Source organism: Wolbachia endosymbiont (group A) of Gymnosoma rotundatum (assembly GCF_947250765.1).
Classification (GTDB): Bacteria; Pseudomonadota; Alphaproteobacteria; order Rickettsiales; family Anaplasmataceae; genus Wolbachia; species Wolbachia pipientis.
Genome location: NZ_OX366347.1, coordinates 690,586 through 704,454, shown reverse-complemented (window position 1 = coordinate 704,454; position 13,869 = coordinate 690,586). Strand labels below are relative to the sequence as shown.

At 34.6% G+C, this 13,869-nt stretch carries 17 protein-coding genes and 1 pseudogene; 6 read left to right on the top strand and 12 right to left on the bottom strand.

The window, feature by feature from the left end:
• The first annotated feature begins 87 nt into the window (after nt 1–87).
• From OOK97_RS03525 to wmk (OOK97_RS03510), 4 genes are all read left to right on the top strand, one after another.
• A complete protein-coding gene (locus tag OOK97_RS03525) occupies nt 88–744 on the top strand; it encodes a JAB domain-containing protein (protein ID WP_264705641.1) in 657 nt (218 codons plus the stop codon).
• A 107-nt stretch (nt 745–851) separates the two neighbouring features.
• Complete coding sequence (locus tag OOK97_RS03520) at nt 852–2,033, top strand: hypothetical protein (protein WP_264705640.1); 1,182 nt, start codon at nt 852–854, stop codon at nt 2,031–2,033.
• A gap of 67 nt (nt 2,034–2,100) precedes the next feature.
• Nucleotides 2,101–3,021, top strand: a complete 921-nt coding sequence (gene wmk / locus OOK97_RS03515) for a WO male-killing family protein Wmk (protein ID WP_264685599.1) — start codon at nt 2,101–2,103, stop codon at nt 3,019–3,021.
• A 50-nt stretch (nt 3,022–3,071) separates the two neighbouring features.
• Nucleotides 3,072–3,974, top strand: a complete 903-nt coding sequence (gene wmk, locus OOK97_RS03510) for a WO male-killing family protein Wmk (RefSeq protein ID WP_264705639.1) — start codon at nt 3,072–3,074, stop codon at nt 3,972–3,974.
• Between the two features lie 118 nt (nt 3,975–4,092).
• Here wmk (OOK97_RS03510) and OOK97_RS03505 read toward each other — a convergent pair whose 3' ends face one another.
• On the bottom strand, nt 4,093–5,001 hold the full coding sequence (locus OOK97_RS03505) for a patatin-like phospholipase family protein (RefSeq protein ID WP_264705638.1): 909 nt from the start codon (nt 4,999–5,001) through the stop codon (nt 4,093–4,095).
• On the opposite strand from OOK97_RS03505, the gene OOK97_RS03500 reads away from it, so the two are divergent.
• Nucleotides 5,000–5,521: a phospholipase D family nuclease gene (locus OOK97_RS03500; protein WP_264705637.1), complete on the top strand. Its 522-nt coding sequence runs from the start codon at nt 5,000–5,002 to the stop codon at nt 5,519–5,521. The genes OOK97_RS03505 and OOK97_RS03500 overlap by 2 nt on opposite strands.
• Here OOK97_RS03500 and OOK97_RS03495 read toward each other — a convergent pair whose 3' ends face one another.
• The 11 genes and pseudogenes from OOK97_RS03495 to OOK97_RS03445 all read right to left on the bottom strand — a co-directional run bounded on the left by OOK97_RS03495 (nt 5,522) and on the right by OOK97_RS03445 (nt 13,128).
• A complete protein-coding gene (locus tag OOK97_RS03495; RefSeq protein ID WP_064085525.1) occupies nt 5,522–5,737 on the bottom strand; it encodes a hypothetical protein in 216 nt (71 codons plus the stop codon).
• A gap of 47 nt (nt 5,738–5,784) precedes the next feature.
• Complete coding sequence (locus OOK97_RS03490) at nt 5,785–6,318, bottom strand: ankyrin repeat domain-containing protein (protein WP_264705636.1); 534 nt, start codon at nt 6,316–6,318, stop codon at nt 5,785–5,787.
• Between the two features lie 12 nt (nt 6,319–6,330).
• Nucleotides 6,331–7,281 carry a contractile injection system protein, VgrG/Pvc8 family gene (locus OOK97_RS03485; RefSeq protein WP_264705635.1) on the bottom strand — a complete coding sequence of 317 codons (951 nt, stop codon included), beginning with the start codon at nt 7,279–7,281 and terminating at the stop codon, nt 6,331–6,333.
• Entirely contained in the window at nt 7,282–7,380 is a 99-nt protein-coding gene (locus OOK97_RS03480; RefSeq protein WP_264705634.1) for a tail protein X, read from the bottom strand.
• A 26-nt stretch (nt 7,381–7,406) separates the two neighbouring features.
• Nucleotides 7,407–7,808, bottom strand: coding sequence for a transposase (locus tag OOK97_RS03475; protein WP_264705633.1), 402 nt, complete (start codon nt 7,806–7,808; stop codon nt 7,407–7,409).
• A 92-nt stretch (nt 7,809–7,900) separates the two neighbouring features.
• Entirely contained in the window at nt 7,901–8,248 is a 348-nt protein-coding gene (locus tag OOK97_RS03470) for a transposase (RefSeq protein ID WP_264705632.1), read from the bottom strand.
• Nucleotides 8,249–8,299: 51 nt separating this feature from the next.
• A pseudogene (locus OOK97_RS03465) lies at nt 8,300–9,091 on the bottom strand (hypothetical protein); the annotation flags it as partial.
• Nucleotides 9,088–9,282 (bottom strand): hypothetical protein, encoded by a 195-nt coding sequence (locus OOK97_RS03460; RefSeq protein WP_065094988.1) that lies wholly within the window; start codon nt 9,280–9,282, stop codon nt 9,088–9,090. The gene OOK97_RS03460 and the pseudogene OOK97_RS03465, both read right to left, overlap by 4 nt.
• 4 nt (nt 9,283–9,286) lie before the next feature.
• The gene (locus tag OOK97_RS03455; protein ID WP_264705631.1) at nt 9,287–10,483 is read right to left on the bottom strand and encodes a hypothetical protein; all 1,197 of its coding nucleotides are present in this window, start codon (nt 10,481–10,483) and stop codon (nt 9,287–9,289) included.
• Nucleotides 10,484–10,503: 20 nt separating this feature from the next.
• Nucleotides 10,504–12,438 carry a DUF4815 domain-containing protein gene (locus tag OOK97_RS03450; RefSeq protein ID WP_264705630.1) on the bottom strand — a complete coding sequence of 645 codons (1,935 nt, stop codon included), beginning with the start codon at nt 12,436–12,438 and terminating at the stop codon, nt 10,504–10,506.
• A gap of 6 nt (nt 12,439–12,444) precedes the next feature.
• Nucleotides 12,445–13,128 carry a hypothetical protein gene (locus OOK97_RS03445; RefSeq protein WP_264705629.1) on the bottom strand — a complete coding sequence of 228 codons (684 nt, stop codon included), beginning with the start codon at nt 13,126–13,128 and terminating at the stop codon, nt 12,445–12,447.
• A 251-nt stretch (nt 13,129–13,379) separates the two neighbouring features.
• On the opposite strand from OOK97_RS03445, the gene OOK97_RS03440 reads away from it, so the two are divergent.
• On the top strand, nt 13,380–13,868 hold the full coding sequence (locus OOK97_RS03440) for a sigma-70 family RNA polymerase sigma factor (protein ID WP_230609203.1): 489 nt from the start codon (nt 13,380–13,382) through the stop codon (nt 13,866–13,868).
• The last annotated feature ends 1 nt before the right edge of the window (nt 13,869 follow it).

Sequence of the window (13,869 nt, the reverse complement as noted above, 5' to 3'; positions counted from 1 at the left end):
TCGGAAGCTATGGCTCTATGCCAATGCTGATAAAAAAACAGCAGTAAATATTTAAAAAAAGTTTGTTGTTAGTGAAGGGTAAATTATATGAATAAAAGTAAAGAAGAAATCGAATTCAGAATATTAGAAAGCAAAGGCAAAGCACTACTTGATCGTGAAATAATGGAAACGTTTCTAAGTGCAGTACATGAAAGGCCGCAAGCTCAAGAAATTGCTAAAAATCTGGTGAATACTTATACGGGAGTAGGAAGGATTTTAGGCCGAGAAATGGATGACCTGAAAGTCATAGAAGGAGTAACTGATTCTTCAATAGCAATGATTATGTGCGTTAAGGAAACACTAGAAAGGGTACTGAGAGAAAAGCTCAAGGGAGAACCAATCATGGACTTACAAGGGCTAGTAGAATACTTGAACGTAAGTATAGGTCATGCAGAGAGGGAATGTGTAAAAATACTGTACTTGAATAAAAGGCGCCAACTAATCGGAGAAGAATCCTATATTGGTGAAATGGAAAAAGCACCAGTATACATAAAGGAAATTATAAGAAAAGCATTAATAAAGAATGCAACATTAGTAATAATGTCACACAACCATCCTGGGGGACGCTTAGAACCATCAGAAGAAGATCAAGAAGTAACGAAGAGCTTAGCAGCAGCATGTAGTACTGTAAGCGTTAGATTATTTGACCATATTATCATCACAAGTGGAGGCTATTTCAGCTTTCGAGAAAACGGATTGTTATAGTAGAAAGTATTTGCAAATCTACTCACTATAATTTATAATGAGTAATAGAATGTATAATAATAAAGTTTATTGTACGCTTAAAAAGTATTTTTAATAGTGAGGATAATATGGGTAATAAAATAATTGTACCTTTTGATGATCAAGAAGGAGGTACTTACGAGTTAAACATTGATCTTGATAGATTATCGAAGGGTGAAATATCAAATGCTATTAGAGGTATTGGTCGTACTAAGGAGCAATCCACCTTTGTAAGCAAAACTAATAAGGCTAAAAAGCTTGGAGATGTACCTTTCCCTGGTAGAGAAGTTCGCGAAAACCAAATCAACTATGGGAAAGGACTTGACTACATATATGGTACAAAACCTTTGAGTAATCAAGCAGAAGATTTAAATCCATTTACTTCAGCATTAAAAAAAATAAAGCCAAGTGCAAGTGAAAGCAAAGAATTGAGCTGGTTTAAAAGTGCTGTAGTAGAGGCAAAAAACGTAAATGAATTGCACAAAGTTATAGACAAAGTACTAGCTTCTGGAGCAAGGCTAAATGCATGTAATGATGGAGAATGGAGCTTCGCGGAATATGTGATACTGGGCACACATTTTCATAAATTTGATAAGACTGATCGAAAAAAGATAATGCGTAAATTAATGCTAAGCGGTGCAGAGTTTCATGATACTCTACTACAGAATAAACTGATAGGTGAAATCTATAATGAGCTACAGCCAGAAGTTCAGCCACAGATAGATAAGAGACTAGAAGAACTAGAGAAAGCTGGCGAAAGTGCTGTTCAGGAAGGAGAATTAATAGATATCGAGATAGATAATAAAATGCTTTTTATGGAATTCTCTGAAGATAGCAAGGTAGAGGTAGCCAAAATACTGAGAGAGTTAGGAAGTAATATTTTAAAAATTGGCAATGATGCAGTTGAAGTTAAAAGTGAGAAGGGAGGTATAAGAAACTATACTGATATGTCAGATGGAAGATCCATTATATTGGAATTTCCTACGAGCATTGGTAAGCTAAATGTTATATTGTACCACGATGTAAAAAAATATGATCAAGTACAAGTCAGAGTAGAAAACAAGGAAATGTGGGCTGAGTTACAAAAAAGAGGCGAAGAAATTGGAAAAAATTGCCTTTTTGCTGGAGTAAAACTTAAAGAAGCAGTAGAGAAAGGTAATTTCACTAGGTGCGGCATATGGAGTGAAAAGCAGAAGGAAGTAAGTGAAAAATTGTTTTCATGGGCAGACAAAGTACGTGAAAATAGTAAAGAAACTTGTAGAGCACTTTAATTTAAAGGTTCCAGAGTCTGGCTATTATATTTGGAGCCTTTGAGCTATAGTAGAAAATATTATATATATGGTTTTTTGCGTGGAAAAAAATCTAGACTATGAAGTAGGGCAAAAATTGAAAAGTTGGAGGTTAGAACGAGGGTACACTCAGAAAGATTTAGCAGAGAAACTTGGTGTAAAGTACTGGGTAATACTGCAATATGAAAAAGGGAACCGTAGAATTTCAATCGAAAGGCTGTACGCTATAGCAGATGCATTGTCAGTAAGTATTACCGATCTCATTCCTGCATCAAAGGAGAAAATCGGCTTTAAAAATGAGGAAGGAGAAATATTAAATCTAGTAAGAGAATATAAAAAAACTAACGATCATGAGTTACGTAGGATGTTTTGTTTATTAACCAAATTTGTTCAAGTTAGTGAGAAAAGTAGTAGGAAAGCAGAGAAAGTAAAAATTGCAAAGGGCTTGATTAAAGCAGGAGTTTCTGTTGATATCGTTGCAAAAACAATTGGTCTGTCTGCTGATGAATGTATTGAAGAAAAAGTTGGTTCTATATACTGCCAAATAGGAAAAAAGATAAAAGAATGGAGGCTAGTGAGAGAGTATACTCAAAAGGATTTAGCAGAGAAAATGAATACAACACGTGACGAAATAAGCAACTATGAGCAAGGGAGGACTGCTGTTCCACTTGATAAACTATATGAAATAGCAGAAGCGTTATCGATTAATATTACAGATCTACTAATAGATGAAGGTAGTAAAGTAGAAAATGAGCTACAGGATTTGATAAAAGAATACAAAGAAATTGAGAGCCAAGAACTACGTAACGCATTAAGAGAGTCTCTGTTTGAAGGTATAAGGATTTGTGAAGAAAAAGTAAGAAAAGCGGAAAGAATCAAAGTTGCAAAGAATTTAGTAAAAGGGAGAATTTCTATTGATATTATTTTGCAAGCGGTAGGTTTACCTGTTGATATAGTTTTAGATGGGTAGCTCATGAAAAAATTATAGCAATAAAGTTTTTTTCTTAAATGGAGGTATATGTGTTTGTTTCTGCAAGCAATGTTAGTTATGGAATAGGGCAAAAAATAGAAAATAGTAGGTTAATGCGAGGTCATACTCAAATAGGATTAGCAAGTGAAATAGGTTTAACATACCAAAAAGTAAACAGTTATGAAAATGGATATAGCCCTATTCCAATTGAAGTACTATATGTAATAGCAAGAGTATTATCAGTTGATGTTGTAGATTTATTACCTGAATCAGTAATAGTAAGGGAAGACAGCTATGAAGACGAGGAAATACTCTATCTAACAAAAATATACGAGAATCAAAAGTTAGGCAAAATAGTACCTTCATTAGTCAGGTTTGTTCATATTAGCGAAAAAATTAATCAAGAAGAGGCAAGATTAGAGGTAGCAAAAAATCTAGTAAAAGAAGGAGTTTCTACTGATGTTATTTCCCAGGCAACGGGTTTATCTATTTACGAGTATGATAATACAGAGAAAGAAGTCTGCACTGATTCTATATACTACAGAGTAGGGCAAAGAATAAGAGAATGGAGATTGATAAAAAGGTATACTCAGAAAGATTTAGCAAACAAAGTTGGTTTAACACTCAAGGAAATACACGAGTATGAAATAGGATACACTGCCATATCATTTGATAAATTATATCAAATAGCAGAAGGATTATCAGTGAATATTAAAGTTCTGCTACCTAAAACAAATGAAGATAGTGAACTACTTAATTTACTAAGAAAAACTGAAGAGCAAGAATTAGTGAAGAAATTTTTATCTAGGGATATGAAGAATAGCAAAGAGAAAGTAAAAAAAACAGAAAAGATCAAGGTTGCAAAAAATCTAGTGAAGGCGGGTGTTTCTACTGATGTTATTTTGCGAGCAAGTGGTCTAACTGCTGATGAGTTGAGTGATTGTGAAAATTGAATTGTATTTAAGATATAAGTAAGAATAGTTAATATATTATCTATTCCAAACCCTTGTTTAGCTCTGCAGAATTTGCTAACCAACTTTTTTGGCTCAGTTGAATTTTGCTTGGTATAAATCAAGATATGAAATCGCAAAGTTTATCTATTAATTTCTGGTTATCCTCTATCATTGCCTTTGCCTCTTGCTGAAGAGATTTGATATTTTTTGATGTAATATTATCCATGTCGGGTGACGCTATTTTTAATTGCGATTGTATACGTATATATTTATCAGCTATAACTTGATTAAGTTGATAGTTTACTGCATCTAAACTTGAGGCAAACATCACATGTAGTAGTGGTTTTATCCAGCTTATTTTTCCAAATCTCCTTGAATTAGCTATGCTTCTATCTGTTCTACCAGTACCTAGTGATAACAGTATAATCTCATCATTTGGAAACAATTTTTTACCACTTGCATATGCACAAGCCGCTGGATTATTGGCAAAAACCCCTCCATCCACTAATACTCTGTTTATCTGGTTAATTTTGAGATGTTTTGGTATGAAATAAGTAGGTGCAGCCGTTGCAGCTCTGAGTGCATCTTTCAGCTTAATATTACCTTCTTTCCAGCTTTTGAAGAAAAATGGGCAATTATTGTGAATATCGTAACTTGCAATCAGTACCTTATTTAAGGTGCTTTGTAAAGTATCATCACCAAAATATTTATCCAGTACAAATTCAATATTTTTATGTGGATATTGTGCGCAGTTAAACCAAGATAGTATTGATCGCCTAAAAAATGAAGACTTAAAAATATATGGTCCATATTCCCGATAGAACTCGACTAAATCATTAGTAGAATATTGAGGTTTATCTTTTTTACATAATCCTGCTATAACAATTCCACCAGTTGAGGTTCCTGCCATAAGATCAAAGATTTCAGCTACTCTCTTTCTTGTTCTTTTTTCTATTTCTGCTAGAATGATGGCTGGTATTATGCCCCTTATGCCTCCGCCATCAACTGAAAGGATATATTTAATCATGTTTAGATATTTAATAATTTTATTAACTTGTTCTCTTTTATCAGGTTGTGTTTCTTGTCCTAGTACTACTGTATGTTTTACTCCTAGAGAAAATTGCACCAATCTAATAATTGATTCTGTGGATCATGCTAAAAAATCCGTGTTGGTTCAGGCATACCAATTTACCTCAAAGCCTATTGCTGAGTCCTTGATTCAAGCCAAAAAACGAGGTGTAGAAGTTAAGATAATTCTTGATAAGTCGCAAATTCATACAAAATATAGTGTCATCAATGAGCTATTCGAGCAAGGTATTAAGATTTATATTGATTTCAAACCAGCAATCGCTCACAATAAAGTCATGATTATTGATAACAAAAAAATCATAACCGGATCTTTCAATTTCTCTGACGCCGCACAGGAAAAAAATGCTGAGAATCTACTAATTATAACAGGAGACCCTCCATTAGTTGAGCAATACATCAAAAATTGGAAAGATCGTCAATCTCAATCTGATGCTTACACACCAAAAGTAGAAGAATAATTACTTTAAATCAGCCTTAAGCTCATCCAACTCCTCAGAAAGATTTTTTACCCGCTCTTCCAGACGATATACCGTAACAGTTAATCCATTATTTTGTTCTATGAGTTTTTCATGTATATGCACTCGTAAATCCAGTTTGGCAAGCCACCAAATCGCCGCTACCGTCTGTATTAACATCGTTACAATTACTGCGATTGGGATTTTTTGATTTTGCATAATGATTTAAAATATGAATTTATTATGGATAGCTAATTTAGTAACTACTATTTTGATTTATGCTGTTCCTCTGCATTTGCAAGTAGCTTAATAATTTCTCTGTAAGGTTTATCTTTATTGTGCCGTGATTCTATTACAGCTACATCTCTAGGATTTTTTCCGTCTTTATCTCTAATTTTGGGATTTGCATCTTTTTCTAATAAAAACCTAATTATTTCTAAATTTCCTCTATATGCAGCAGAATGTAAAGCTGTCCATTTTTCATAGTTTGCTGTGTTTATATCAGCTCCTTTCTCTATTAGAAATTTAACAACCTCCAAACATCCTGCACCGGATGCATAATGTAATGCTGTTAATTCGGGAATCTGTGTATTAATATCTAATAAATTATTAGCCGAAAATTTTACTACTTCTAGGCTGCAGTTCTTAGAAGCAGTTCGTAATATTGTTTTATAATTATCTGTAGCTTTTGCTCTCATATAGCAATAGGTAATAACAATACATATTATCATTGTTATACACCACCAAAAGTGTAGCTTATTTCTTGAGTCTCTATTCATATTCAATACTTTTTTTAACATTAAACATTTGGTTTACTGATTTTTTCTTAACGTTGATGCTGATAACATAGTGCGATAACCTGAACCATCTAACATGTGTTCTGCTCTGTCAATTATCCATTCACCGTCTATATCTTGATGAAACCCTAACAAGCTAAGTTTTGCCTCTGCAAATAGTTCTGGATTACCAGGCATAGTGACATCCAATACTGCATTATTTCGCTTTAATTGTTTTAACTTAGCATTTGCTGCACTTAATGCTGATTCTACATTAGAGTAAAGCGTTTGTATAGTATAACTTGGACTACCAGAACCAGCTATTTCTGATATAGTTTCACCTTTTTCATAGCTATGCCATTTTGCAATTACTGAATTGTACCTACTCACGGTAAAGTGAACCTTCCAATTTATTGTGTCTTGAGGTCTAATAGCTGTTGTTCCTAAAGCTTTTCCAGTTGCCGACTTTGCTTTGCCTTTGGGAATAAAAAGTATGTATCCGCCAGCTAACTTTGCCATTGCCTCGCGTTCTATTGCTATTTTTGTTAGTAAACTTATATCACTTTCTTCTGTTTGGTTAATATGTGGAATCAACATATTTTCAAATTCTTCTGCAACTCTGCACCCATATCCGTGCTTTTCTGCTATTTCCTTAACCAAGCTACCTAGAGTAATTTGATGCCATTCTTTAGATGCTTTCTCCTTTAATGATAGTCTTAAATTTGTTGCATGAGCTTTGATTAGTAGAGTCTTAGGTGGACTTTGTATTGTAACTTCGTTGACTGTATATATGCCCATTGGTAAGACTCCAGTTTCTCTGTAACCTAGAGCGATATTTAATTCATTCGGAACATCTGTGTTTTCATCCCTATAATCAACATGTACTTCAACTACATCATCTATTGTTCCAGATTCATCGGTAAGGCGCAATGATATAACTCTATCTTTAATTGATTCACATTTATCTATTATAAAATCTGGCTGCATTTATTCCCACACCTTTAATTTTGACTTTTGTACTGGTTTCTGAATAACAGGAAGCTTTATCTTTAATCCTGCCGGTAAAAAGCTTCCGTATTCTGCCAAACCTAAGTTCTCTGCTATAGTATTTTCTAAAATGAATGATAAATTTCCATTATGGTATTACCAACCAAAAGTTGTAAATCTGTACATTTATACATTAGAGGTCTGAGGCGGCTTTTGATGGTATGCCAACAGTGTTCTATGGGATTCAAATCTGGTGAATATGTTGGAAGATACAGCACATGACAGCCAAAAGACTCTATTAATGATTTTGTTTTAGTGGTCTTATGAAATGTAGCATTATCCATAACTATGGTTGTGCCAAGTGGCAATTTAGGTAATAACATCTTCTCCAACCATATATTGAATACCTCTTTGTCACACCCACCTTTGAAAGTCATTGGTGCAATAAATCTCATTCCAATCCACCCGGCTACTATACTGATTCTCTCTCGCTGGAATATCTGCATAAATTTTCTTTCCTCTTGCATATTCTCGGTATAATTTATTATCAACTCCTGCTTCATCTATATATAAGATGCTGGAATGGTCTATTTTTGAGATTTTATCAATAAACTGCTGCCTATCTTCTTGATTGCGCTCTTGATATAGTGTGACTTTTTTTTAAAGTAATTTTTAGCTGTTTTAGTCTATACCAAATTGAATTTATTCCAAATCCAAGATTTTGTTTCATCTCTGCCAGAGTATGATCTGGATTCTTTGTAACATATTCTTCGAGTATTTTTGGGTCTATTTTTCGAATAAAGCTGCCGTTTTTAGATGGCTTGAGGCTTTCACCAGCAGCTTTCTTTTTTAACCAGCGGTACAAAGTTGCTATTCCTATCTCCAGAAGCTCTGCCATCTCAACCTTCGTCTTCCCTTTTCCTATCATCGATATTGCCTTTTCTCTTAAATCCACACTATACGCCATTATAACCCAAATACCTTATTATACCTTTATCATTTACTTTAGGAAATACTATAGTTGTAGCATATAGTCTGTTTTTGTTATATCACTACTCCACTTTCCAAGCTCTGTCGTAAAAGTTCCGTGGCCAAAATAATTATTTTTTCTGCCAAGTACACCAAATAAGAAAGGTAATGACCCTGGTTCAACCATGTTGCGCTTTCTTATTTCATTTATAAGAGACGCTTTTAACTGTTCATCCCGAGTTTTTACCTCATTCAGGATGTTTTCAATTCGAGTTTCTATTTCCCTAATAATTGATGAGCCACTTGGCACATCATTAACAGTACGGAAGTTATTCACTAAACCTTTAAGACCATCTTTATGACTGTTACTAATGCTATTTATTGCTGCAATATTGGCATTCTTTCTCGTATCAAGTAGCGATAAATTTGTTGTTCCTTTTTCATCAATTCTCTTTAATAACTGCTTCTCTGATTCAGAGATCACTGCTAAAGAACTAGCTTTTTTATTATCCAGATCAGTTAAGTGTTTTTTTGCACTATCAAGAAGTTCTTTTAGCTTACCATCAGTCATCTGTACAATTTCAGAAACTGCACTTTTGTCGACTATTGATTCCAATGCTTTAGCAAGATATGCTAATTGATCTGGTGTACTGTTTTCTGCTAAATCCTTAAGCCTCTTTTGTAGTGCATCAATTATCTCTTTTACCTCAGTCATCTGCACAATGTCAGCAATAGCTTTTTTATCTGCTATCAATTCCAGCGATTTTGCAAGATATGCCAGTTGATCAGGTGTGCTATTTGCTGCTAAATCCTTTATCCTTTGGTATATTGCTTCTTTCATTTCCAAAAATTTAAAAAAGTCTCAAAATTAAACCGCTCAAAATTACTCTTAAGTTGATTATGCTCATCTTCTCTTTCGGTAATATCTTCATCTATTTTCTCAATTGTGGTACGGATACGAACAACATCCTGCACAGCAATATTTTCTGGATGTGGTAGTGTATATCCTCGTTTGCTTTGGTCATTTGGCATTGATTTAAGTAATAATCACTCGCAAATTTTTGACTTTAGGACGATAGACAACTGTTCCACTTAAAACTAATTTTATCCTTGTCTCATTACCATTAAAGTTTGTTAGCACATGAGTTCTCTCTACCCAATTTTCCCCTATTGGTTTTCCCGAGGTTAAATTTACTAGCTGCCATTCTTTGACGCTTTTCTGCACATATGCTTTTACGTCTGCAGTGCCAGGTATTAGCGCATCATAGGTAATTGTTATCTTAGTGTTAGTTCCTGCTGTAATACTTCTTGTAACATAATCTCCTTTTTCCCCTATATTACCCATAACTAGCTGTAACCCAGGATAGAGAACAGGACTTTTCTCTCGCCCTCCTTTTAGGCTTGCTTTTACCGTTAATTCCCCATTTATTCTTTCACGCAGTGCGAGCGGCAAATTATCAGACAAAAAATTTTCTTTTCCTTCTTCATCTGTTAAAATAAATTCCACATTGGTATCAAATGCTACTTTTTCGACGTTCGTCAAAACAATTAAATCTGATACGTTATTTGCAGTAACCTTGCCAAGATCAATAATGTGAGAAACTTCGCTAAATTTTGCAGCCAAAAGCCGAAACGTTAAATCTAAGTTCTGATGTGGAGTCCAGGTACTTGCATTGCTTGATGAAAGTAATACTCCTACTTGATATGGTTGACTTGTTACCCAACGAATATTTACTGTATCATATTTGCCAAGCTCTGCTATTTTTACTGCAGTATCTGCATCATCAGTGAGTAGCACTATTGCATACTCTTGTCCTGCATGGCAAAACACTGGTAACCACTCTATACGTGTTGCTGTGCCATCTATCTTTATATCTTTTGGCTCAATATAACTTTCAGCAATGACAGTCTGCGAGGGCATTCCCACTGCTGTTTCTCTAATCTGCACAACAACACGTTTTTTGCCGCTATTTGTGAACCATAAATCTAGACCCCCTATGTGTCTGCTCTCATTTAAAGTAAATGTTTGCGCTAAAGGATCAACTCTTCTTGCTGCGATAACTCTTCTTCTTTCCTCTATGGTAATTGTTTTTTTACCAGTATAAGTTGCTTCTCCATAACTGCCTTTATCACCGAGGAACTGCACTAACTTAGTTCCAGCAGGAATGTTTCTTGGTACAGTAAATCTTCCTTTTATTTTTCCTCTGTTATCAGCAATAAATGTTGCGATCATGTTTTTCTTTCAAATATTTTCTATGCTTGAGGTTGAATAAAAATTCCATCAAATTTTACTTCTTTAAGTTTTTCATTTGGCTCAAAACCTTCAATCTCAAAATTTTGAGTTGCTTCTCTCATAAATTCAGTTTCGTATGAAGTACTTGACAGCAGCTCTGTCGTTTCTTTAACATTAAATACTCTGGTTACTGGACTTTTCCAATTAGTGGTAACCTCGGTCCAGTGGTCAATGTTTTTATTTAGAGTAATTTGTGCCGGGACTGGATCAAAAGCTTGATATGGATTAATCTTTTCTCCTTTAGTCTGTAAAAGCTGCTCCAGTACCGGTTTAAGTTCATATGGCAACAAATAAGTTTTTTCTCCTCCATCAATATCAGCAATCGTTACATCTATTGGTAAAATTAATTCCTTGTTTACTATCGCTGCAGACTGCGAAATTCCTTGATCACGCATATCATCATCAAAGAATGGGTCAACAAATACTCCTTTTTTGGTGGTAGGTTCTCTTGAATTTGCATCATTGCGTAAACGTTCCTGTGCAACCAGCGCATAAAGATCATTTATTCCTTTTTTCATTGCTTCAAGCTCATTCATTGGTACAGCATGAATAGCATTATTCACTATTTTTACCCCTTCTTTTTCTCCGTTTTTCCACGTCTGATGAATGTAGCAGAGCAAAAGTTGTCCAGAGGGCGCTTTAGGCATCGATGGTCGCCAAGGGTGAGCTATACCTTTTATTCTCCTTACTGCTCCTTTGCTATCGATAGTAATTAAATCATAGCGGGGCATTTTCCAGGTGTAATCAATCAGAACCAGACTGTTATCAACGGCACCTCTTACTTTACATCCCTCTTCATTTATATCTTCAGGACTTACATGAGTACGACAGCGGTAAGTTATTTGATAACTACTTCCAGGAGCTGGCTCTTTACCAGGTAATGACCAATCGACGTTTCCTGCGTTTAATTTGTAATCTATACTATTTTCATAAATAACATTGCCTTGTTTAATTTGAATAATTTCAAGTACTGCAGAGTCAGGTATCGGATCAATGGCTCCTGAATATGAACCGTGAGTAATGGTAATAGTTTTTTGAACAGTTATATCTACTTTTTTGATTTCACTTATTGGAAAATCATTAACCTTCAGTTCCATTACTCTTTGGCTATTTGGCTGAAAAGTATGTGGCTCTGATTCAACTGATTTTATATCCGGATCTTCATCAAAAGAAACACGAATACTGTGAGGAAGTTCAATCTCATAGCCATCAACATGAGCTTTGCCCTCATTAATCACAAATATTTTTTTTCCTCCTTCTCCCTCTTCCTTTTGCAGGAACATTACTTCAAGACCATTTACGACGTAGGAACCATTTGCCTCTTTGTCATAACGAGCAAGAGCAGTAGTTACTATATTTGCTTGTGGTGGCGGTGAATGTTCTATCAATACTCCATTTTCAATATTGTAAATTGGGTAAAATTCGCCATTTGTAGAGTTAACAGTAACACTTTCTACTTGGTATCCCCAAATGGTAGAAACTTTAAGCCTTGCTGCCCCTACTTCTTGATAATTACGTGTACCAACAGCAGGATCACGAAGATTTTCGTCCTCAAGTTCTGTAATCGTAGATTCTAGATAATAAACACCGATACGCACTGTGGTACTCAGTGGAATAACAAACTCTTCTTTTTCGACTTTTCTAACTGCTCCACGAAGATAGATTTTTCCTGACTCAAGTGTAACTTTACCAGTTTCCCCATCTATAATACAATTGCTTCCTGTTATAACATCGCCATCACGAAATATTGCATCACCTATGCCTTTAAGCTTAGAAAGAGCATACTCCTGAGTCTCATTTAATTCTGCAGACTGTAGACCTCTTCCAGCAAGAAATAAGCTTTTTTCGTATTCTTTGTCAGGATTAAAGCGGTTATAATAACTATTTAAGGTCATTTTGTTTCAAAAAGTTACAACAAATGAAAAAGTTTCCCGAGTTGCAGATGTTCTGATAAGTGGTACGGTGTGTTCTAAAACTAACAAAATTCCATGGTCTTCTATATCTTGAGGTTCAAAATATCTCTGTCCTTCAGGCAATTCTTTTTTTACTTTAGTACCAACCATAACTCCTAGTTCCCTTATCACTTGATTTGCTGCATCCGTGAAATCGAAAGTAAATTTAAGGTACAAATTATTGGTTGGTACATTTGAGGACCTAAACCTCCCTGTTGGAGTCAAAAGCTCTCCATTCTCATCACCTGTGCAAAAGAGAACCTCATCTGCAGTACGTCTGCCAAGTTCATTCAAGAGCTTTATAGAATTTATAGGTTCAGGTGGTGTGCTTTGAGTATATTCTACAGTAACTGCACTATTTGCCGTGATAGAGCTATTTTCCGTACGTTTTATTACACCACTACTGCTATCAACTATATAGTCAATACTGGATTTATACACTGTTTGTCCTGTAAAAACCTTTACGTCTTTAATAGTGTGGTGATCTAGAGCTATTTCACCCTCAACAAAAACTTTTTCGACCTGATGGCTACTTCCAGAGCTTGAATCACCACTTCCCCAAGCAAGATGTAGAGATTGCTCTTTTATGCTGGCTGCTATTGCTGCTCTTCCTGATTGTGTAAGAATTGACACCTGTGATGAGTTTGAAAGGCTTATATAATATATATTCAGGATTTGGAAAATTTTTGTCCAAAAAAAATGAATTTTTGCCTAATTTTTTGTTGCAGTATTATTTAAAAATCGAACTGTATTATTCTCGAAAAAAAACAATAGAATATCAATAGGTTAAAAATTGCATCTGTATTATTTATTTTTGCTCCTGTCCTACAAAGTGCACCTATAAGTTCTCATCCTTAAAGCATTAATTGTTTTAGGGAAAAGTTATGAAACTAAAAACTGCCATAGTTGTTCAAAATATACGGTATCAAGCTAAGAGATTAAAACTTTTTGAATGCTTTGCTCATGAAACTCATGAAGATCTTGAGCAAGAACTTTTCTGTGAAATTTGGACTTATCTTGATAGATATGATGAAAGTAAAGGTAGCTTTAACACTTTTGTAGCAAGATTAACTGAACGTCGTGCCAATAACTTATTGGAGAAACAACTATGTATGAAGCGCAATATTAATAACTATGTCAATATTGAGAAAACAGAAGCTTTTGAAGATGAAGTAGCGAAACGTACTGATGTAGATTACATGATTTCAACGCTACCAAGAAAGATGCAAAAGATATGCGAACAACTCAAGTACTTTAACTTATATGAAGTTGCTAAGATGAACAACATATCAAGAACTACTTTAAATACTATGGTAAGAAAAATACGTATAAAACTCTCTTCCATCTACTACAAGGGCAAAAAGAAAAATTGAA